Annotated in this window: 20 protein-coding genes, 1 other RNA gene and 1 pseudogene; 14 read left to right on the forward strand and 8 right to left on the reverse strand. The window is 44.5% G+C overall.

Translation table 11 applies throughout. The features are described 5' to 3' along the window. The first annotated feature begins 76 nt into the window (after nucleotides 1–76). From QZ942_RS07230 to QZ942_RS07255, 6 genes are all read left to right on the forward strand, one after another. A complete protein-coding gene (locus tag QZ942_RS07230) occupies nucleotides 77–1,261 on the forward strand; it encodes a cell division protein ZipA C-terminal FtsZ-binding domain-containing protein (protein WP_292994123.1) in 1,185 nt (394 codons plus the stop codon). A gap of 250 nt (nucleotides 1,262–1,511) precedes the next feature. Further along, nucleotides 1,512–1,757, forward strand: coding sequence for a CDGSH iron-sulfur domain-containing protein (locus QZ942_RS07235; RefSeq protein ID WP_292994125.1), 246 nt, complete (start codon nucleotides 1,512–1,514; stop codon nucleotides 1,755–1,757). Nucleotides 1,758–1,890: 133 nt separating this feature from the next. Then, nucleotides 1,891–2,085 (forward strand): hypothetical protein, encoded by a 195-nt coding sequence (locus QZ942_RS07240; RefSeq protein ID WP_292994127.1) that lies wholly within the window; start codon nucleotides 1,891–1,893, stop codon nucleotides 2,083–2,085. Next, entirely contained in the window at nucleotides 2,082–2,381 is a 300-nt protein-coding gene (locus tag QZ942_RS07245; protein ID WP_292994129.1) for a cell division protein ZapA, read from the forward strand. Before QZ942_RS07240 ends, QZ942_RS07245 begins: the two co-directional genes overlap by 4 nt. Before the next feature lie 20 nt (nucleotides 2,382–2,401). Next, a non-coding RNA gene (gene ssrS / locus QZ942_RS07250) (6S RNA) lies at nucleotides 2,402–2,581 on the forward strand. A gap of 80 nt (nucleotides 2,582–2,661) precedes the next feature. Next, nucleotides 2,662–3,300: an HAD-IA family hydrolase gene (locus QZ942_RS07255; RefSeq protein WP_292994131.1), complete on the forward strand. Its 639-nt coding sequence runs from the start codon at nucleotides 2,662–2,664 to the stop codon at nucleotides 3,298–3,300. A 79-nt stretch (nucleotides 3,301–3,379) separates the two neighbouring features. On the opposite strand, the gene QZ942_RS07260 is transcribed toward QZ942_RS07255, so the two are convergent. After that, nucleotides 3,380–4,033: a TlpA family protein disulfide reductase gene (locus tag QZ942_RS07260; protein ID WP_292994133.1), complete on the reverse strand. Its 654-nt coding sequence runs from the start codon at nucleotides 4,031–4,033 to the stop codon at nucleotides 3,380–3,382. A 103-nt stretch (nucleotides 4,034–4,136) separates the two neighbouring features. Here QZ942_RS07260 and QZ942_RS07265 point away from each other — a divergent pair, with 103 nt between their 5' ends. The 7 genes and pseudogenes from QZ942_RS07265 to QZ942_RS07290 all read left to right on the forward strand — a co-directional run bounded on the left by QZ942_RS07265 (nucleotide 4,137) and on the right by QZ942_RS07290 (nucleotide 10,296). Continuing rightward, nucleotides 4,137–4,592, forward strand: coding sequence for an EVE domain-containing protein (locus tag QZ942_RS07265; protein WP_292994135.1), 456 nt, complete (start codon nucleotides 4,137–4,139; stop codon nucleotides 4,590–4,592). Nucleotides 4,593–4,788: 196 nt separating this feature from the next. Further along, a pseudogene (locus QZ942_RS14080) lies at nucleotides 4,789–5,214 on the forward strand (HD domain-containing phosphohydrolase); the annotation flags it as partial. Between the two features lie 63 nt (nucleotides 5,215–5,277). Next, nucleotides 5,278–6,042 carry an HD domain-containing phosphohydrolase gene (locus QZ942_RS07270; protein ID WP_292994137.1) on the forward strand — a complete coding sequence of 255 codons (765 nt, stop codon included), beginning with the start codon at nucleotides 5,278–5,280 and terminating at the stop codon, nucleotides 6,040–6,042. Nucleotides 6,043–6,163: 121 nt separating this feature from the next. Further along, complete coding sequence (locus tag QZ942_RS07275) at nucleotides 6,164–6,565, forward strand: hypothetical protein (RefSeq protein WP_292994139.1); 402 nt, start codon at nucleotides 6,164–6,166, stop codon at nucleotides 6,563–6,565. Then, entirely contained in the window at nucleotides 6,565–7,524 is a 960-nt protein-coding gene (locus QZ942_RS07280) for an alpha/beta hydrolase (protein WP_292994141.1), read from the forward strand. The genes QZ942_RS07275 and QZ942_RS07280 overlap by 1 nt, the downstream gene beginning before the upstream one ends. Before the next feature lie 260 nt (nucleotides 7,525–7,784). Continuing rightward, entirely contained in the window at nucleotides 7,785–8,306 is a 522-nt protein-coding gene (locus tag QZ942_RS07285) for a DUF3015 domain-containing protein (RefSeq protein WP_292994143.1), read from the forward strand. A 73-nt stretch (nucleotides 8,307–8,379) separates the two neighbouring features. After that, on the forward strand, nucleotides 8,380–10,296 hold the full coding sequence (locus QZ942_RS07290; protein WP_292994145.1) for a DUF4105 domain-containing protein: 1,917 nt from the start codon (nucleotides 8,380–8,382) through the stop codon (nucleotides 10,294–10,296). A 26-nt stretch (nucleotides 10,297–10,322) separates the two neighbouring features. On the opposite strand, the gene QZ942_RS07295 is transcribed toward QZ942_RS07290, so the two are convergent. Together QZ942_RS07295 and QZ942_RS07300 are read right to left on the reverse strand one after the other, a co-directional pair. Next, on the reverse strand, nucleotides 10,323–11,174 hold the full coding sequence (locus QZ942_RS07295; RefSeq protein WP_292994147.1) for an alpha/beta hydrolase: 852 nt from the start codon (nucleotides 11,172–11,174) through the stop codon (nucleotides 10,323–10,325). A 192-nt stretch (nucleotides 11,175–11,366) separates the two neighbouring features. Beyond that, nucleotides 11,367–12,401: a PEP-CTERM sorting domain-containing protein gene (locus QZ942_RS07300; RefSeq protein WP_292994149.1), complete on the reverse strand. Its 1,035-nt coding sequence runs from the start codon at nucleotides 12,399–12,401 to the stop codon at nucleotides 11,367–11,369. Nucleotides 12,402–12,998: 597 nt separating this feature from the next. Here QZ942_RS07300 and QZ942_RS07305 point away from each other — a divergent pair. Continuing rightward, the gene (locus QZ942_RS07305) at nucleotides 12,999–13,391 is read left to right on the forward strand and encodes a surface-adhesin E family protein (protein ID WP_292994151.1); all 393 of its coding nucleotides are present in this window, start codon (nucleotides 12,999–13,001) and stop codon (nucleotides 13,389–13,391) included. Between the two features lie 245 nt (nucleotides 13,392–13,636). On the opposite strand, the gene QZ942_RS07310 is transcribed toward QZ942_RS07305, so the two are convergent. From QZ942_RS07310 to QZ942_RS07330, 5 genes are all read right to left on the reverse strand, one after another. Continuing rightward, nucleotides 13,637–14,947 (reverse strand): hypothetical protein, encoded by a 1,311-nt coding sequence (locus QZ942_RS07310; protein ID WP_292994153.1) that lies wholly within the window; start codon nucleotides 14,945–14,947, stop codon nucleotides 13,637–13,639. Nucleotides 14,948–15,066: 119 nt separating this feature from the next. Next, on the reverse strand, nucleotides 15,067–15,276 hold the full coding sequence (locus QZ942_RS07315) for a hypothetical protein (RefSeq protein ID WP_292994155.1): 210 nt from the start codon (nucleotides 15,274–15,276) through the stop codon (nucleotides 15,067–15,069). Nucleotides 15,277–15,281: 5 nt separating this feature from the next. Then, nucleotides 15,282–15,707 carry a hemerythrin domain-containing protein gene (locus tag QZ942_RS07320; RefSeq protein ID WP_292994157.1) on the reverse strand — a complete coding sequence of 142 codons (426 nt, stop codon included), beginning with the start codon at nucleotides 15,705–15,707 and terminating at the stop codon, nucleotides 15,282–15,284. Nucleotides 15,708–15,954: 247 nt separating this feature from the next. Then, complete coding sequence (locus QZ942_RS07325; protein ID WP_292994159.1) at nucleotides 15,955–17,658, reverse strand: amidohydrolase family protein; 1,704 nt, start codon at nucleotides 17,656–17,658, stop codon at nucleotides 15,955–15,957. Continuing rightward, nucleotides 17,655–18,476: a uracil-DNA glycosylase family protein gene (locus QZ942_RS07330; protein WP_292994161.1), complete on the reverse strand. Its 822-nt coding sequence runs from the start codon at nucleotides 18,474–18,476 to the stop codon at nucleotides 17,655–17,657. Before QZ942_RS07330 ends, QZ942_RS07325 begins: the two co-directional genes overlap by 4 nt. Nucleotides 18,477–18,556: the final 80 nt, after the last annotated feature.

Raw genomic sequence — 18,556 nt, forward strand, 5'->3', positions numbered from 1 at the left:
TTAGCGTATAAAACTGACATAATCTGATATCTGTGCTTTGCATAACGGTATTTTTAGGAGATAGCAAGGAGGTATTATGGAGATATTGAATATGAGTGACTTGCAAATAAGCTTGATTATCATCGGCATACTAGTTATTACCGGTGTTGCTGTCTTCAATTGGCTACAACAACTGCGTTACCGGCGTAAAGTACAAGCCGCGTTTGATCACAAGCACGATGATATTCTTTTAGATACTCATAATTCTGAAGAAAATTTTCAACGTATTGAACCAAAATTCAATAAAACGCCACCAGATATATCATTCGATCCGTTTACTCAAACCGAATTACCCTCCGTTGAATCCAAGAAATCACCGGCAAAATCACCAACTAACACCCTTGTCAATATTTCGACCAGTGCCGTTACAAATTCATCTACCATCTCACCCATTTTAGATTACGATAGTAATACAAATTACGTTATCAACGTTCGATCAGAATCGGTTATTGCCAATACCTATATCGCCAAACTACTGCAAAGAAAATTTGACTTCGGGAAACCTGTTTACTGGCTGGGTCAGCGCGATAAAAATGATTCTTGGGAAGAAATCACCAATGAATCCAATGTCGACAGTGATGGCTACAGTCATTTGAGAGGCTGCTTGCAGCTTGCTGATAGAGCTGGCCCTATTAGCGAAGTTAATTTATCCAAGTTCAGGGATCTAGTACTAGATTTTGCGTCGCAAGTACATGCTACAGCAGAATGTCCAGACATTGTCAGTACGCATGAAAAAGCTGTAATGCTGGATAAATTCTGCGCTGAAGTGGATGTTATGATAGGCATTAATATCATTAGTAAAGATGACGGCGCATTTGTTGGCACAAAAATTCGGGCATTGGCAGAAGCGTCTGGGTTCCGGCTCGAATCGGAAGGAATTTTCAAATATCGCGATGATAATAATAATGTATTGTTCACACTCAACAATTATGAATCACTTCCATTCTTGCCCGATAACATAAAATCACTCACAACACACGGTGTGACTTTCCTGTTGGATGTTCCAAGAGTTGCGCATGGAGAAAGAGTGTTTGACCAAATGACCCACTTGGCGAAGATTTTCTCCAATACGCTTGGCGGGATTATGGTCGATGATAATCGGGTTCCATTAAGTGATAGCGGGATCCTTAGAAGTAAACAACAATTAATTGAGATACAAACTTCGATGAAAAAGAATCATATTAATGCAGGTAGCCCAAGTGCTTTGAGGTTATTTGTATAAAAAACTTTTCACTAAAAAATTAAAGATAAATACTTAAGCATCCGTAATCGCTATCAGGGCAACAACCCGTCTTAATAAATTTATTATGCAACAAATAGTTAGGAAATATTGTTTAGCAGAAATTGCAAATGACAGGCTATGCGGATGATAAATATGCTGATTTGGCATGAGAACTAATTTTAAATCGCAGTAGCACGTTTTAATTAGATGATTAATACTACAAATAACCTTCCTCGATAAAGTGATAACAATGAACCAATCTTCGAATACAGGACAATCTTTCTCACCCATTGAAGTCAAGCTGGAATCAGGAAAAGACTACTATTGGTGCACTTGCGGCCGGAGCAAATCCCAACCTTTTTGCGATGGTTCACATAAGAATACCGAATTCACACCTAAGAAATTCAGCGTTAGTGAGAATAAAACGGCTTGGTTATGTACTTGCAAGAAAACCAGCAATGCTCCTTTTTGTGATGGCACTCATCTCAAACTATAAATAATAAACAGGCACTGTACTTTCATAAAACAAAAACAATTATCGCGAGTGCTATCAAGTACTTAGGCACGTCAACAGAATTTAAAATTTGGTTACTCATTAGCCTTTTAATAGTTCGGAAAGTAGTGTCTCCATGGAAACAGAACTGAAATCTTTAGAAGAAAAAGTTTTTCTGCTTTTACGCTTGTATCAGGATACTCGCATAGAAAATAAAAAATTACGTGAGGAACTTGCAGACTCGCACGCCCAATGTGAAAAATTAAATGAAAAAATACATGTTGCAGCTGGTCGGCTTGAGACGCTACTTCTAAATATTCCGGATAAATGAACAATAAACCGCTGAATCTCGATATCATGGGGCGTGAATTTTGTGTTACTTGCCCCGATGAAGAGCGAGAAGAAATTCAACTTGCAGCTGCCTATTTAGACAGAAAGATTCAAGAAATCAAAGCAGAAGGTAAAGTTATTGATTCTGATCGCATTGCAATTATTGCAGCACTGAGCATCACGCATGAATTACTTATGCTACGTAATGGAACTGGCTTTGATATGGATGAATTTAGGCGTAGAATTAACTCGTTGAAGAAGAAAGTTGATGAAGTAATGGTCAAGACAGAAAGTTAGAATTGTTGTACAAATAAAGTTTATCCCTGCGGTGTTTGTTAAGATCTATATTCTTTGAACCAAGTATTAGAAAATGGTTGTGGACTTTAGTGATACTGTTGTGCGCACCGATATACTGGATGTGCCTGATGTATCCGTGAAGCAACCGCCTTGGACCTCATGGTTCAAGATGAAGATCTGACGGCATATGTGGGGAGCTATTACAGGACAAGAAATGTTTATTAAACGTTTCTTGTCCTTTTAGTTTGCCGTTTGCTACTTACTTTACAATGAATCTAAAATGCAACAAAGCATTAAGACCCCAGAGTCTCCTCCCACCAGAACATTTTTGTTTGATATTGGCCGTGTTCTACTCGATTTTGATTTCGAATCATCACTGGTAAGATTAATACCCGAAAGGATTAATAATCCCGAAGAACGTATTCAACAAGTACTTGAGCAGAAAGATGCATTAGAAGCCGGATTAATTGATCCGGAAAATTATGCGAATTGGGCACTGAAGATCTTCGAAAGCGATGCCGCACTGCCACAGTTTTATCAAGCCTGGCAACAAATTTTCACCGCGAATGAACCCATGTGGCGCTGTATTCGGCAACTTGCTAGCAATAATCACACATTGATTCTGATTTCAAATATCAATGCAATCCACTGTCCCTGGATATTTACTGCATACCCCGAATTTTCTTACTTTGAACATAAAATATTATCATTCGAAATCGGTTTTCTTAAACCAGAATTTGCAATCTATCAATATGCAATCAAAACTTATCAATTTAATCCATCATCAACTATTTACATCGATGATCAGCCACAAAACATTGCATCGGGTAAAGCACTCGGTTTTCGGTGCTGGCAATACGATTTGAAGGATCACCAGGCTTTTGAAATTTGGCTCGAAAAAACTTTAGCAACCGGCTAATTGAAAGTTATTGATTCTCAAGTATCCGGTCATTTTCATTGTCTATCGAGGCATACACTCGTCTTAGAAAAATAAGAAATCATTTTTCCGCTAGAAAATGTTCGACCATAGCCTGTTTATAATCGATCTGACCAAACGAAACATCTTTCAATTGACCCTTACGATCGAACAAAATACAAGATGGCGTCCCTTGCAGCGCGAAACGTTCGAAGGTCTCAGCTTTCATAGACTTTTGTTCCATATAATTCCTGACTTGCTGTAACACGGATTTTTTTTGTTCATCGCTAAATTTCTCAAATTCAGGCAAAAATTCGCTTGCATAACGCAGCACTCGTTCCTCGGTTACAGGCTCGGTTTCCGTCACGACGCGATCCATACCTACGGCAAACGGTATTTTCCAAGGCAGCTTGCCTTGCGATAGGATGCCATGTTGGTTAAGCGCCTTAAACGTCTCACCGACCACTTCGCCCGTCGCGACTAGTTTCTGCAAATTCTCAAGCGTATTTTTATCATAATCTTCAAATGCAGTAGCCAGACCGATCACAACCAATCCCTGCTGATAATAGCGTCCATGCAAATCAATGGCTCTGGGTAATGAATAAATAAAACAACCTGGGCAATTCACTTGAAAAACCTCAATCAGAACCACCGAACCAATCAGATCGGCCAAAGAAATGGGGCCACCTTGTACCCAAGTATCAACGGTAACATCAGAAAGTAAGTAATTATTCATTGTTAAAATAGTTAAAATGAGCAAATAAAAACTCTGGAATATTACAGAAGCTGGGCGCTATCGTGCAAAATTTTGACTAAAAATATTACAACTCTTCAAGAAAATGAGATACTGGCTAATGAAATCAGAACCTTATGAATTCAGCATTGATGATTTCTCAGCACTCCCGAATCAGACTATTGCGTGGGAAGGTGTACGTAATTATCAATCGCGCAACTTTATGCGCAATCAAATGGCTATTGGCGATCAGGTTTTCTTCTATCACTCGTGCTGCAAAGACCCCGGTATCATGGGAATTGCGGTCGTCAGCAAACCGGCTTATCCAGATGCTACGCAATTTAATCCCGACAGCAAGTATTTTGACCCGAAAGCAGCAATCAACAATCCACGTTGGTTTAATGTTGAAGTCACCTTGGTTAAAAGAACTCGCCTTATCCCAATCAAGGAACTCAGGCAATACAATGCACTCTGCAGAATGCGAGTATTACAAACCGGCAACCGCCTATCGATCACTCCTGTTGATCCGGCAGAATGGCAATTCATTATGGATATTCTGTGACGTGGCCGAATCTTTTTGTTTTTTCCCTTCAATCTTATAAGGCTTGATTAAATGGAATGGTAGACTTCAAACTGCCCAGACTACAACAAACATCTTGGGCAATAAACAGCGAGATCTCCACTTATGAATCATAAAGTCCTATTAAAACAAAAGTTGTCACTTTCTTGGCTTTTGGGTTGGCACGTGTGTCGAATAGATGGTTAATTCCAATCGCGTTGATTTAGGCGAAGCAACGCTCGCCATTTCTGATGCGGTCGACTTGGTCGGCATCAATGTTCTCCAACATGGAAAACGTGTCGCATTTATGGCTTTGGAAACTGCTCGTGCCTTTGGAATCGAGGAATCATGGCAGCGCGAATTGTTTCGTGCCGCATTAATTCACGACTGCGGCGTCTCCTCCTCGGAAACACACAAGCGACTCGTTAATGAACTTGACTGGGCCGGATCACGTGAGCATTGCGAACGTGGTTACAAATTGATGCATGATTTCGAGCCTTTTGCCAATTTGGCAGAACTAATCCTCCACCATCATACCCACTGGGAAAGCCCTCTTCGACAAGCGATAAAACCTGAGATATTCCTTCTCTCAAACTTGATTCATCTCGCTGACCGTGTCGATGCACTCGTCACTCAGCACCAGAATTCCGACCTGCTCCTCGCCCGCAAACCAATCCTCACTTGCATAATGGCTCTTTCAGGAAGCTTCTTCGACCCAGCCCTGGTGAAGGCGTTCCTGGAAACGTCTGCCAGTGAGGCGTTTTGGCTCACACTGGAGTCGCATCATCTCGAGCGGCAAATCCATGAGACCGTTTTGCATTTTGCCGATACTCGCGAGCTAACCAGTGCAGAACTTATGCAACTGGCCAAAATCTTTGCTCGAATCGTAGACGACAAAAGCAGATTCACAGCCGAACACTCAATCGGAGTATCCCGTCTGTCGCGCCTTCTTGGGCAACTCTCTGGATTACCCGATAAGGATTGCGAACTACTGGAAATCGCCGGACTCCTTCATGACATTGGCAAGCTCCGCGTTCCGGACGAAGTGCTTGACAAGCCTGGACCGCTCAACGAAGCTGAATTTGCTGTAATCGAACGTCATACATTTGAGACTTGGCAAATTCTGCGGCGTGTCCGGGCCTTTGATCATGTCGCCGAGTGGGCCTCGTTCCATCATGAATCGATTTGCGGCAATGGTTACCCTTTCCACCGGCATGACAGCGAGATCCCCATACAGGCACGGATTGTGGCCGTAGCGGATATTTTTCAAGCCATGGCACAAGATCGCCCCTATCGTCCGACAGCCGGACCGGATGGTGTTCGTGCCGTGCTTGCACGAATGACTGCTAGCGGGCACCTTGACTCCACCCTCATCGCCAGTGTTGAAGCAAACTTCGCTGCTTGCTGGGAAGCTGCAACTGGCAAAGAGTGTATTAAGACAACCGGATATTGACACTGGTGTATCCAGTCAATCTTATTCTAGCAAAGGCGATCAGTTTTCAGTTAGCATCAGCGCAGAAAGATACACCCCTGTTTAATAAGCTTCATGTTTTGCTGGAAAAAGGAGAATTGACATGAACGATATCAATAAATTGGGCCTCCCCATTGTACTACTGGCAGCCTTATGGGGCGCTGTCAGCACCACCCTGAGTTTCTTTGAGATCATTAATGCGCGACGTGACATTATGTTCGAATTGATCGATAGATGCGGATACTGCACTGAACAAACACTTGGCCCGATAGAAATCTATTTTACCAATCTCCTCCCGCTCACCATCGGAAATACCATCTTCCTTAGTTTGATCTTTTACGTGATTTTATCGATTCCACGCCACATGAAGATTGAAGATAATACAGAAGCCAAACATTTGAAATCGGCTTGTATAATTATCGCAATACTCCCTGCTTTTGGCGTACTTGCTTTTGTTGCCGGCGGAATATTTGACATGATTATGCTGATTCGGTCTCTTAAATAATGAAAAATTTCTCGACGAAAGCGCTCGCTCTTGTACTCTGGTCTGTGATTTTTAGTTTTGGTGGCTGCGCGGTCATGGACAAGAATATTCCAGGCTGGTCACAATACCGCAATCCGGATAAAGTGAATGAGCTACAGTTGGCATCCAGCAGCATTGGCGAAGGCAATCCCGTGCTGCTTATCCATGGCTTCGGTGCCAGCAGCTATAGTTGGCGGCATATTATTGCACCCCTGGCTCAGAAATATCGCGTAATCACCATTGATCTGAAAGGCTTTGGTGAATCACCCAAACCACGTGATGACTTATATTCCGTTTACGAACAGGCCAGATTGGTAAGGAATTTCATTCTCGAAAACGACCTGCAGAATGTCCACATTATTGGACATTCCTACGGTGGTGGCGTGGCTCTGGTTACTTCAGTATATTTGGCAGCATCGCATCCGAATCTACAGAACAGCCTAGTATTGATGGATAGCATTGCCTATCCACAGGATCTTCCGGATTTCGTAGAGGTGCTTGCTACGCCCGGACTCGGGCCGCTGATAATTTACGCGATTCCGAACACGATACAGGTGAAAAGCTTGCTAAAGAAAGTGTATTTTAATGATGCACTAATTCCGCAAAGCGCCATAGATCACTATGCTGGCAATCTGGACAAACCCAATGCAAAATACGCGACACTAACCACTGCACGACAGATGCTGCCTACAGATCTGCAACAATTCTCGAACAATTATGCCAGCTTGACTATCCCCACTTTAATTATTTGGAGCAAGGATGATGAAATTGTACCGCTGGAAATTGGTGAACGCCTGCATGCGGATCTTCCCAATTCAAAAATGGTTGTTCTCAATGATGTCGGTCACGCAATTCAAGAAGAGCAGCCGTCACTCTTACTTCCGTATTTGCAACAATTTCTGGATGCAGGAACGCACCGCACCGCTCCAAACAGCAAATAACAGACCTTATTGCAGAAAAATCCGAGACGCAAATCCAGAGATCAAATACAAGCCCGGATAGTTCTCTGGCTCTGAACAAGAATAAATATAATATTTGACAACCTAAGAGGCGTTCAGTACATTCAGTCTTGTTCTAGCGAAAAGGTTATTTATCTTCCCTAGCGCATTTTCTTGACATTTTTGACTTAAAATTTGGTGCTTTAAAACCATCGTTGAGTTATTGGATCGTTGATCCGGGTTTGAAGTGATAGCACTTCTTCATGGAGATTATTATGGCGCGACATAGTGTGATTGCAATAGCAGCATCTTTACTTTTACTCCCTGCTTCTGTTTTCGCCGCTGGATATGGTGCAGCAGGTTGTGGACTGGGTTCTATTGTTATCGGATCGAAACCAGGTGTAGAGCAAGTCTTCGCTGCAACAACCAATGGAACATCAGGGTCTCAGACTTTTGGAATTACATCCGGGACTTCAAACTGTGGTGATCATGGATTAATAAATATGAGTAAAGAGCGTGAAGTTTTCGCACAAGAAAACTACACCAGTTTGGTTAAAGAAATGGCGCAAGGTAAAGGTGAAAATCTATATACCCTGGCCAGCTTATATCAGTGCCCCGCCGAAAGTCATCAAGAATTCGGTAAAATGGTTCAGCAGAAATTCGATCATTTAGTAGCGAACGATCGAACAACTTCAGCTGAATTATTGACTCAGCTTGATAATCAACTCACGCATCACCCGAAACTTGCAAAATCCTGCAATATCAAGCTCTCTGCATTAAATTAAGTAAAAATGGCAAACGGATATAGGTGAAAGCCTGTATCCGTTTCGATATTATTATCACCTCTATGGTTCCTTTGTGCAGCTTGCCTGTCTTGTAGCTGGGTTACTTCTCTGCTTTTGCTTATTTCCTGCCGCTGCTCATTCAAAATATCAAGACACTACTGATTATCTAGCTGAATTACAACAGCAAGCCAGGCAAAATAACCTTGCCGGTGAACGTACCTGGCACCTGCTTTTAAAATACAACAAAAGATTCCTGGGCGGCATGATCAGTGAAGCCGATGGCATGGAGTTTTTTAATTCTCCGCAAGGGAAAACTGATCCGGAATCAGAGCTGGCAGCGACGCTAGCCAGCTTCTTTGTCCCGCTAACCGAGATTACAGAAGGCAAAGAGCATCCGCAGTGCAACTTTCCCGCCCGCTTCAAATGGTTGAATCAACAATTAGCATTCGATCCCCAGCGCCTGGAAATACAAACATGTGACCGGCTCGACCGCTGGCTAACAGCTTTAGATCCCGTCGGGGTCACATTGGTATTTGCATCTTATTTCATGAATAATCCGGCATCCATGTTTGGGCATACCCTGATACGCATCGACAGCCGGAGAACGAGCAGTGGTAATAATTTAATGAACTATGGCGCAAATTATGCCGCGATCCCGGATACGGATAATGGATTTCTTTATGCGCTGAAGGGATTAATAGGCTCATTCCAGGGTCGCTTTGCAATTTTCCCTTATTACACCAAGGTGCAGGAATACAACAATTGGGAAAGCCGCGATCTTTGGGAGTATGAACTTAAGTTTAACCAAGATCAGCTGAATATGATGCTTCTCCACTTATGGGAATTGGGCGGAACCTATTTTGATTATTATTATTTCCAAGAAAATTGCTCATACCATGTACTTTCTTTGTTAGAGATCGCCAATCCCAATCTTCGATTGAAAGATTCGTTCTTTTTTAGTGTTATACCGGCTGATACGGTAAAAGTCGTGATGGCGCAGGAAGGATTGGTAAAACAGGTCGTGTACCGGCCCGCGGTGCTCAACCAGATGAATCATAAGCGCTTCAAGATGATCGATGATGAGAAGCGGATATTACAAGGCATCATCAAAGGGGAAATCTCACCAGAAAGCACTTCCTTCGGTAACCTTTCCACTCGATCACAGGCCCTTTTGTTGAATGCCTACATGGATTATCTACAGTATCAGAGCATGCAGGAAAAGAGTGACAAAGAAATAAAAATTCCGCATTCAATTCTGCTAGCCAGAAGCCGTCTGCAGGTTACCGATGAAGAGAATGGTGAAATTACGCGCTTCTCCAACCCGCCACACCAAGGCCACGGCACGGATCGCTTTCGCTTCGGGATGGGACTCAATTCCCATGAATCTTTCATAGAATTAGCTTATCGCCCGGCTTACCACGATTTAATGGCCAAAGATGTGGGGTACGACAAAAACTCGGAAATCATTTTTATGGACTTTAAGCTCCGCTATTACTTAGAATCCGAGCGGTTAAGGCTAGATCAGGCAAAAATTCTTTCTATTACATCGTTTAATCCCTACGACCCCTTGTTTACCAAACTCTCCTGGCGCGCCGATCTGGAGATCGACACACTGAGAGACCACGACTGTAATTATTGTAATTCCATCAAAAGCAGTTATGGCAGAGGTATTTCCTATCGGCCGGATTTTTTCTCGCCCCTTCTATTATTTTCTTTTGTTGATCTAAAAACAGAATTTTCCAGTCATTTGAAAGAAAATTATCGTTTAGGCGGCGATGTTGAAGTGGGCGCGTTTTACAACATTTCTGAAAATCTGAGAATCAAACTTGCTGCCAGTTATCAGGTTTATATTCTGGGTGAAAATAAGCGCTTTTTCACTTCTCATTTTATAACCCGCTATGCCCTATCACAAGATCTTGATCTAAGGCTGGAATTAAATCGCTATGATCATAATAATGAAGGAATATTTTCAATCAATTATTTCTTTTAAGTTGCCAAATCTAATTTGGGGTTTTCCTAAGGCGTATCGAGATTTTCTAGAAATAATAAAAACGCATCACGATATTTGCGATCGTGCCGCCAAAACACATCTGTATGCGTTCCATCCGGAATTCTCCAGAAGGTTTTCGGTTCAGCCAATTGTTCAAAAACCTTTTCACCCAGCTCAGGCTCAACAACAGCATCTTTTTGCCCATGGATAACAAGAACAGGAATGGGTGAAATAGATTTCAAATTTGCTGGCGCCCACTGATCGCTTAATAAAGCATAGCTGAGTGGTTGCATCGGCCAAGTAAACCAATTGTGAGACAGCTTAACTCTGGCAATGCGCTGAAAAGACTCAAAGGTACTGTCCACAACAACGAGCTTTAAATTAACCTCAGATTTCTTATCGATCACCGTGCGTAGCGCAACAATACCCCCCATACTTTGACCATAGATAATAATGGGACCATCTCGAGATTTATTTTTAACCACCCAATCCAATGCCGCGTAACCCGACTCCAAACAACTTTTAGGGCTAGGTTCTCCTTCAGATAGCCCATATCCAGGATAATCAAAAATAAATAAGTTATACCCTTCAGCGGTAATCCAGGCCAAATGCAAGTAGTGGGAAGTTAAGTTCTCAGCATTGCCATGAAAAAAAATAATCGTTGCCTTTGCCGGAGATTCTTTTGCAGGAAACCACCAGCCATGAAGCTTTCTTTGGGCGTTATCGATGAAATAGATATCCTCAGGAGCATATCCCACGGCTTTAGGATCGTAGTACAAATGTTCTTTATTGGGATAATAGAAAACACTTGAACAACTGCTGAGTAAAAATACGCCAGGAATAATCAGAAAAAACAGTCGAGTAAATACTCTTTTCATAGAGACCCCAGGTATTCTGAGTTTGATGCAAGCCAATCACTTAGTTGATAACAAACCCGATGAGATCTGGAAGCAATAAAATATACACAACCGTTAGGAAAACCGACATCCGGATACCGCGTAGTACGATGCCCGTCAAAAGAAACCCCACCAAGGTGGGGTTATAAGTTCAAAGCAGCATGCGGGTTTGGATCATGTGGTAATGTTTTGTTTTTTCCGGCGTCGAGCTGCCCACCCAACAACACCTAACCCAACACCCATTAGCATGTAAGTTTGCGGCTCTGGTACCGGAGTGACGCTAGAAACATCTCCTGTGATATAAAGGCTCGCAAAGAAGATATTGTCGTCTGCTGTTGCGTTCTGAGTAAATATATTGAACGATGTATCGCCTGTGTGGAGAAATGAGCTCAAATCGTAAAGCTCATCATCAGAGCCATAACCAACATTATTGGACGGATCGTCTCCCAATCCACCAACCGTGATCAAAGAACCGTCTGACCCGATAAGTCCGTCGTTGTTCCCGCCAGCTGTCGTAGTCAAGTTTGTACCATTAACATCAATGGTCGACTGTTGGCCGCAACAGCTGAACGAAATTCCCAATCCCAATTGTGCTGCAAAACCGGAAGCACTCGGGTCCGACAAAGGCGTGCTTAGGTTGACCGCAAAGGTTTCTCCACCCGTGTTTTGTCCGCCGTCCAACAGTGCAACACTACCAACGGGTAAACTGGCATCAGAGTATACGATCGCAAGTACTTCACCATCAATGAAATTATTCAGACTGCCTTCGCTGACATCCCATGAAAAGTTATTGGTTCCTGAACCACTAACCAACGACTGCACAACCGTAGTTACGTCAGCACGAGCCGTATACCATTGACCAATATCAGGACGCGGTGTGCTCACGGCACCTACAAGTGTGTCGAAGTTATTGATCGTGTTTCCGCCCAGCGTAATCCCTGCGCTATTATAGGCCGCTAGAGTCGTCGGGCTATCTGAGTACCACGGATAGGGTGTCCCTGCACTGTACAAATAGGCCTGAAGTATGGTCGCGCCCACTGGAATATTGGCCTGTACCTGCCCAACCGGAGCAGAATTACTACCAATTCCATCTACGCTTAATCCGACGTTACCAGAGTAGATATTAATAGGATTCAGCGCGGCAGAAGCCGGCAATGCGCTGGCACCGATCAGCGCCGCGGTAAAAATGTGTATATATGAAATCTTCATAATGACACTCCCTCAAAAAATAATTTATTGTTGCATGAATTTAAAGTATAAAAAGGCTATCACCTTTCGCTACGAACACTACTGAATAACTGATTTATTGTCAAACATTTTTTCAATCAAACAACTACTAATCTCATGATAAATTAATACTAATAATTAAATGGTTATATGAATCCTGGCATTTCAATTTAATGGTGACTTAGTATCGAGCAATTGATTTAGCGCCAGTCCTGTCGATACAACAGTAATCAATAGGCATTTTGCTCGATTACCCAACAATAGAAGGACAATTATTACCCAGATTAGAACGATTAAATCTATTAAGTGAGTAAGATACTGCAACAACGAACTCAGTTTTACCAGCAATTGAACTCAGAATTTTGTGGACCTATCACCAATTGCATCGATGCAACGATCATGTGAAAATCCGCCGACAGACTGATCCGACTGACGCCCTATTTGACAATGTGTCCCGCTACGTTATGCTATTCCGTACAGGGGCTGTTATACTTCACTGAGCGTCCAAGATCAACGCGCAATTTAACTCACTGCGTTGCAGCAAATTTCATCCTGATAATAAGAATCGAAAAATAAACCGTGAAAAAACTACTATTAACTTTAGCGCTGACCTTCGTGAGTACCAGTACGTTGGCTGAATGGACCAGGGTGGGCGAAAGTGAAAAAAAAGGCGGTTACACAGCTTATGCTGATTTGGCTTCTATTCGTAAGGCAGGCGATAGGGCCAAAATGTGGGCTTTATTTGACTATAAAGTCGTGCAGAAAGTCTCTGGAGTGGACTTTTTATCTGAAAAAATCCGGCGCGAGTACGACTGCAAGGAAAAGCAGATGAGAGTTCTTGCTTACTCATTATTTGGCTGGAATATGGAGAGCGGTGAACTTATTCGTTCTTATAGCCAACCTCAGAAATGGGAAGCAGTACAGCCTGGAAGTATCGATGAAACGGAATGGAAAATAGCTTGCGGGGAATAGAATCTCAGCCATCCCGTAAACACAGGTATCAGTCATTGAATGCAACGTAACAGGCGCTTGCTTGTACACCACAATCTTTATTTATTCCTCACAGGCCTACAGCCGTCAGATTTCAAAGAATTACCGCTCCCGTTCTCTCCCTGAATTAAGTACGCATAAGCTGCATAAAGAAACGACATTTCTTTGAGCCTGACTATTAAAAACTGGCCCCCTTGCAAAAATCTCCTCAGAAAAGTTCTATTTTCCTATTTGCGCCCGGCCAGGAACGTGGCTAAGGTTTGCTCATAGGTTGCTAGATCAATGGAGTTGGGCAACAGCTCAGCGACCCGGTTCGCGGCCAACGGGTTCTGATTGGCCAGATAGTAAGAAATACCAAAAGCCGCTAAAGCTTCGCCAGGAGTGAAATTGCAATGCTCGTAGCGATTGATCGGCATGTTAAAGCGATTACTTTGATTCCCGGCGGCGGCTAATTTTCGTCCGTACAGCGGCTCGTGCCAGTATGGCACCTGCTGGTCTTGCAGTGTGTGCAGCGTGACCAGTGGAATGTGCAAATCCCCGCCGGTTTGGTAGTAATTCTCCAGTTCAACCGATGCTGCTTCATCGGCTGCTACCCGTTGCGCTGATTGATTCAACAGAAAATCATTATCGGATCCTCTGTAACGCCGGGTTATATTGTCAAACGGATTGCCACCCAGCTTTTCCTTTGCATCGTTGGTGCCAAATACGTTGTACCACAGCGCATCCTCTACGGAGGTATGCAACGATCCCAGATAATCGTTGGGGTCATGCGGCATCTTGGTAACTTTCACCAGTTGGTCTAATTTATTCGCATTTTCAGCGGCAAAAATGATTGGTTCCATTTGCGCCCAAATATCTGGCCAGTTTTCAATAACTGCCGGGGGAATACTCGTTAGATCGCTCCCTAGTAGCGCGCCAAGATCGGGGAAAAAGTAGTTAAAAATTACGCGCACATCCCCAAAGTAATTAATCTGACGTTGAAAATCCCCAATCGGTGCGCACATCGCCAGACCCGAAACAAAAATATTCGGATATTGCTCCGTCAGTAAGGTGGTAACGAGGCCGCCCTCGGAGGCGCCGATGATGAGAACGCGGTCAGGTTTGCCCTTCTGCGCAGTGTAAATATCAACCAGATCCAGAATATCTGACACGCCTTGCTTTATCGCCAGACCATTCACACTATAGCTCGTTGTGGCAAAGCCAAAGCCCAGAGCATTGGTGATATCGGGAATGCAAAAGCTGCCAATGCAAAGCTGAGATTCCGGAATCTCTATCGGTTTCGTAACATCCACGTAGCCGTGAGCCCAGATGACCAGCTGGTTGTTGTAGCGCTCGGCGGGTGGCATACAAATGCGGTAAATGGCGCCACTTTCCTGCCGGTTGTCGGGATCACACTCACTTGACCCGCTGCTCAAATCGGTAGCAGATTGATTAGGTTTGTGCTGGTTAGCTGTGGCAGAAGCTGCTGTTGGACCGGCTACAGCAATACTGATCACTGTAAAAACCAGGATCAAAGCCAAAAGTGAAGTTCGTTTCATCGGGAACACCTCTTACAGAAATGTATGTGGATGGATTATAGCCAATTTCGATTTGCTGCTAACAGGTATTTCTAAGGCATCTGATTACGCGGGAATCCTTCGCCATGGATGGAACGGCATTATTGTGGAGCAGCAATCAGTATGCAGTCAGTGCCGCGCACTCGATCAGAAATGCACCGGCACCAGCAGGACAGGAATGTCCTGCCAGACGCAACGGTATCCAGATAGTGATAGTCGAGCAAACCATCACGAGCGGCGCCTAGCATCGCAGCAAATGGATCATAGGTACGTACAACCGGCGCTTGTTCATAAAAATCAGGAGAACTCACGATCATTACCCCTCTGAATGGTTTGGATTGAGTAGGGCCTCAGATGTCATACCCGAATGCAACTGTAGTTGTGGAAATATCACACGTTCTTCATAACGCACATGCGCGGCAAGCAAATCGCCAAACTGGCGCAAACGCATATCAGGCTCCAGTAAACAAGGGCCGCAGGCAAGCGCATGCAATTCCGCATGTTCAGCAAGAATACGTGCGACAGCCTCCGGATCCAGTGCATCTGCCGCAAGCCGGGTCAATTGTTCTTCTTGCGCAAAGTGCGCAGCCAACACCCCATGCCAATGCGCTTCAATCCGTTTCAGCGCTTCTGAATAAGCGATGTTGTCATTGACATCCGCCGCTTTCCGGGCAGCGCGCGCCATTACCAGCGATGTATGGTGTTCACGTGACAACGAAAGCAAAGCGCCAGTTCTGGGCATACTGTATAAAAAATTGGTTAGAAAAAGCAATCTCGCACAATTATCTGCTGTCTTTGCAAGATCGATAATTATTTGATGTATAGGCTAAAAAATTGACGACCTATTCCTTCAGCGCAAGATAGCATTCTTGCTGAATTAGATTGGTGCTTACAACCCAAAAATTAAAAGGGTCGATTGGTCTTTCATCGCTGAGCTTTGCCGGTAACTGTCCAATTCACAACGACACGGATTTATTTATACAGGTACGTCAATACATCGTTTTTAGACCGGTTTTCACATAATCAGGAAGATTGATCTGATTTTCAATTCGATCAAGAAATGTCGAATCGTCAGCAACTGTCAGCGGATCCAGTTTCAGCGGCACAACGATTTCCGAAAGCGGTACCGCCGCGCGCTCTAACCCGCGCAATGCGCCCGTGAGCTCGCGTTCACCCAGCAGAGGTAATCGTGGACGTATATCCACCCCTACATCCTCCAGCTCATCCAGTGCAAGCGTCCACTCTTGTTTCGCTGGCAATTTCTTTTCCAATTTCGACAATACCGTACGTCGTTCCGCCTTAGGCTTCTCTAACTCGCGCGCTAATTCCGGCAGCCGGAGAAGTGCTTCACGAAGCATGTTCGTGGCCGTTTTTAATGAGAGGCTCCCAACCGATGGATCAGCAGTTTCCTGTTGCAAGAAAATCATCCGCTTCAATCCTCCGATTCGAAGCATCTCGCCCACAGCCCCTAGACGTTGCATCAGGCCAGGGTTTCCATAGCGTGCAACCCCATTGATCATAACCATACGAATAGCAGTTTCCTTCGCTTGCAGAATACTTTCATAGGGATCGCCAGAATCCTTCGAGATGACTATAAGATCCGCACGTTTGCCTGCTTCGAGCGTGCCAAGCACGGCATCCCATTGCAAAATAGAAGCGGCATTCCGTGTCGCCATCGCAAGAATATCGCGGTCACTAAATACAGATCCCATCGCTTGACTGACCAATCGGGCTACTTTCAGTTCTCCCAAAAGATTCTTGCTCCCCGAAGGCGACCAATCGGAACCGATGCCGATTCGAACCCCAGCCGCTTTTGCAGCCTTGATCTTTGCAGTTTCGCCATACAACAGCAAATTGCTCATCGGAGACCAAATCATGGCACCTTTTTCTTTTCCGAGGATGTCAAAATCCTTTTCTTCTAATCCCGCGCAATGGATTCCAGCCAGTTGCTGATTAATCGCCCATTTCCCATCCGAAATTTGCAGGGATTGAAAATGTTTATTTGCGGTTTTATCAACGCCTTCACTTAAATGAAGCAGAAAACAAGTCGCTTTCTGCAGACGCTCAAAAAACCGATTCGCATTCTTGGCTTCGATATCAGCAACTCTGGTATCCGCCTCCGGCAAATCTTTTTCATTTGTTTGCTCCACATTCCGCACGACACCACGGTAGAAGCGGCGAATCCCGGCATTACTGAACAACTGTATTCCTTGACTGGTCGTCACGCCCCCAAGCAGGCTCTTGCATTCAACGTAACGAATAAGGGCTGGGACCAATTCCGGAGATTTGCCAATAATCTGCATGGGGCCGCTGATCAGTTTACGATAAGCAGGAATTCCTGACCATTGGTCGCGATTGTTGTACTGCTTCGGCACGTCCCAAAGGCACAGTGCGTTATACGCCAGATGATTGTGCAGTTCAATCAGACCGGGGTAGATTGTCCCACCGGTTTTAACAACCGGCACATCCTCAAACCCAACTGGACAGGGCGCTTGCGATTCATTAACCGCGACAATGTTGCCTCGATCAATGTAGATCGTTCCATCCGGAATCACCCGGAACGAACCGTCCATCGTGACAATCCGTCCGCTCAATGCACATTTTCGGCCCATCAAAGGATCAATCGGATCAACACGCGCTTTGCGAATCACAACTTTTGGCGATGAGTGGCTACCCTGCGTTGCGCTACTCATAATTTCGGTACCAAACCTTTCGGAACTGTAATCGTAATATTGCGCCGCTTGGCGTTCACATCGGCTCCCGCACGGCGCGCCCAGTTATCGGATTCCCGCATCCATGCCGGAAGTCCGGGTGGAAAATCAAACTCGGGAATAAGGACCTTATCTCCCGGCTGCCACGATTCACCATACGGTACTAGCGATTGCACCCGATCAGGATGTTGGATAGCGGCGTGGAGCGTTTGCAGTGCGACATTCCATTTGGCCAACATTACCTTTGTGGCTACGCGCAATTTTTCCTTATCACCGTCTGAAGCGCTTTCCGGCTGGGTTGGGTGCGTAATCGGTACATACGTCACCGCAACACTCTGACTATCCGGTGTAGCAGACCATGTTTTCCAAGCTTCGTCAGCCAGCACGCCCAGGGTAATGACTGCTTCAATTTTCTGACTAACCAGCAGCGCTTTCAACCAGCGATGCCGGTAATCAATGATTCCCACGGCTTTTTTGTTCTTTGCACTGACGCTTCCATACACGCTGTACAAAAACGTATTGATCATGACGTAACTGTGATCGATTCCCAGCTTCGCCAGAAACCCTTGAATCCGCTGCCCCGCCTCACCAACCAGAATCCGCCGCACAACCGCTTCGTTCTGCGCCGGATCTTGTCCGATCAAAAGAACACGGGGTGAATCGTCCAATCGCCCCCGATGAAAGATCGGCCCCCATTCCACGCGAAAATTTCCAATTGGATATACAGCGGAGTCTGGATAATTCTCGCACAGGCTTTTAAACGGCTCTTCTATATAACCAGGATCGAATTGATGTGCCATCTCTGTCTCTCCTTCACTGATCTATGAGATTCTATTCTAACGCGCTTTTTCTGAAAAAAATAAAAGATACCGCAAACTTT

Source organism: Nitrosomonas sp. (genome assembly GCF_021731985.1).
GTDB lineage: Bacteria > Pseudomonadota > Gammaproteobacteria > Burkholderiales > Nitrosomonadaceae > Nitrosomonas.

Excerpts from the sequence above, each read along its gene's own strand:
- QZ942_RS07310 (WP_292994153.1), bottom strand. The coding sequence starts at position 14,947 with ATGAAACGAACTTCACTTTTGGCTTTGATCCTGGTTTTTACAGTGATC.
- QZ942_RS07245 (WP_292994129.1), top strand. The coding sequence starts at position 2,082 with ATGAACAATAAACCGCTGAATCTCGATATCATGGGGCGTGAATTTTGT.
- QZ942_RS07280 (WP_292994141.1), top strand. The coding sequence starts at position 6,565 with ATGAAAAATTTCTCGACGAAAGCGCTCGCTCTTGTACTCTGGTCTGTG.
- QZ942_RS07240 (WP_292994127.1), top strand. The coding sequence starts at position 1,891 with ATGGAAACAGAACTGAAATCTTTAGAAGAAAAAGTTTTTCTGCTTTTA.
- QZ942_RS07255 (WP_292994131.1), top strand. The coding sequence starts at position 2,662 with ATGCAACAAAGCATTAAGACCCCAGAGTCTCCTCCCACCAGAACATTT.
- QZ942_RS07325 (WP_292994159.1), bottom strand. The coding sequence starts at position 17,658 with ATGAGTAGCGCAACGCAGGGTAGCCACTCATCGCCAAAAGTTGTGATT.
- QZ942_RS07300 (WP_292994149.1), bottom strand. The coding sequence starts at position 12,401 with ATGAAGATTTCATATATACACATTTTTACCGCGGCGCTGATCGGTGCC.
- QZ942_RS07285 (WP_292994143.1), top strand. The coding sequence starts at position 7,785 with ATGGAGATTATTATGGCGCGACATAGTGTGATTGCAATAGCAGCATCT.
- QZ942_RS07235 (WP_292994125.1), top strand. The coding sequence starts at position 1,512 with ATGAACCAATCTTCGAATACAGGACAATCTTTCTCACCCATTGAAGTC.
- QZ942_RS07230 (WP_292994123.1), top strand. The coding sequence starts at position 77 with ATGGAGATATTGAATATGAGTGACTTGCAAATAAGCTTGATTATCATC.
- QZ942_RS07320 (WP_292994157.1), bottom strand. The coding sequence starts at position 15,707 with ATGCCCAGAACTGGCGCTTTGCTTTCGTTGTCACGTGAACACCATACA.
- QZ942_RS07270 (WP_292994137.1), top strand. The coding sequence starts at position 5,278 with ATGGCTCTTTCAGGAAGCTTCTTCGACCCAGCCCTGGTGAAGGCGTTC.
- QZ942_RS07295 (WP_292994147.1), bottom strand. The coding sequence starts at position 11,174 with ATGAAAAGAGTATTTACTCGACTGTTTTTTCTGATTATTCCTGGCGTA.
- QZ942_RS07260 (WP_292994133.1), bottom strand. The coding sequence starts at position 4,033 with ATGAATAATTACTTACTTTCTGATGTTACCGTTGATACTTGGGTACAA.
- QZ942_RS07265 (WP_292994135.1), top strand. The coding sequence starts at position 4,137 with ATGAGATACTGGCTAATGAAATCAGAACCTTATGAATTCAGCATTGAT.
- QZ942_RS07330 (WP_292994161.1), bottom strand. The coding sequence starts at position 18,476 with ATGGCACATCAATTCGATCCTGGTTATATAGAAGAGCCGTTTAAAAGC.
- QZ942_RS07275 (WP_292994139.1), top strand. The coding sequence starts at position 6,164 with ATGAACGATATCAATAAATTGGGCCTCCCCATTGTACTACTGGCAGCC.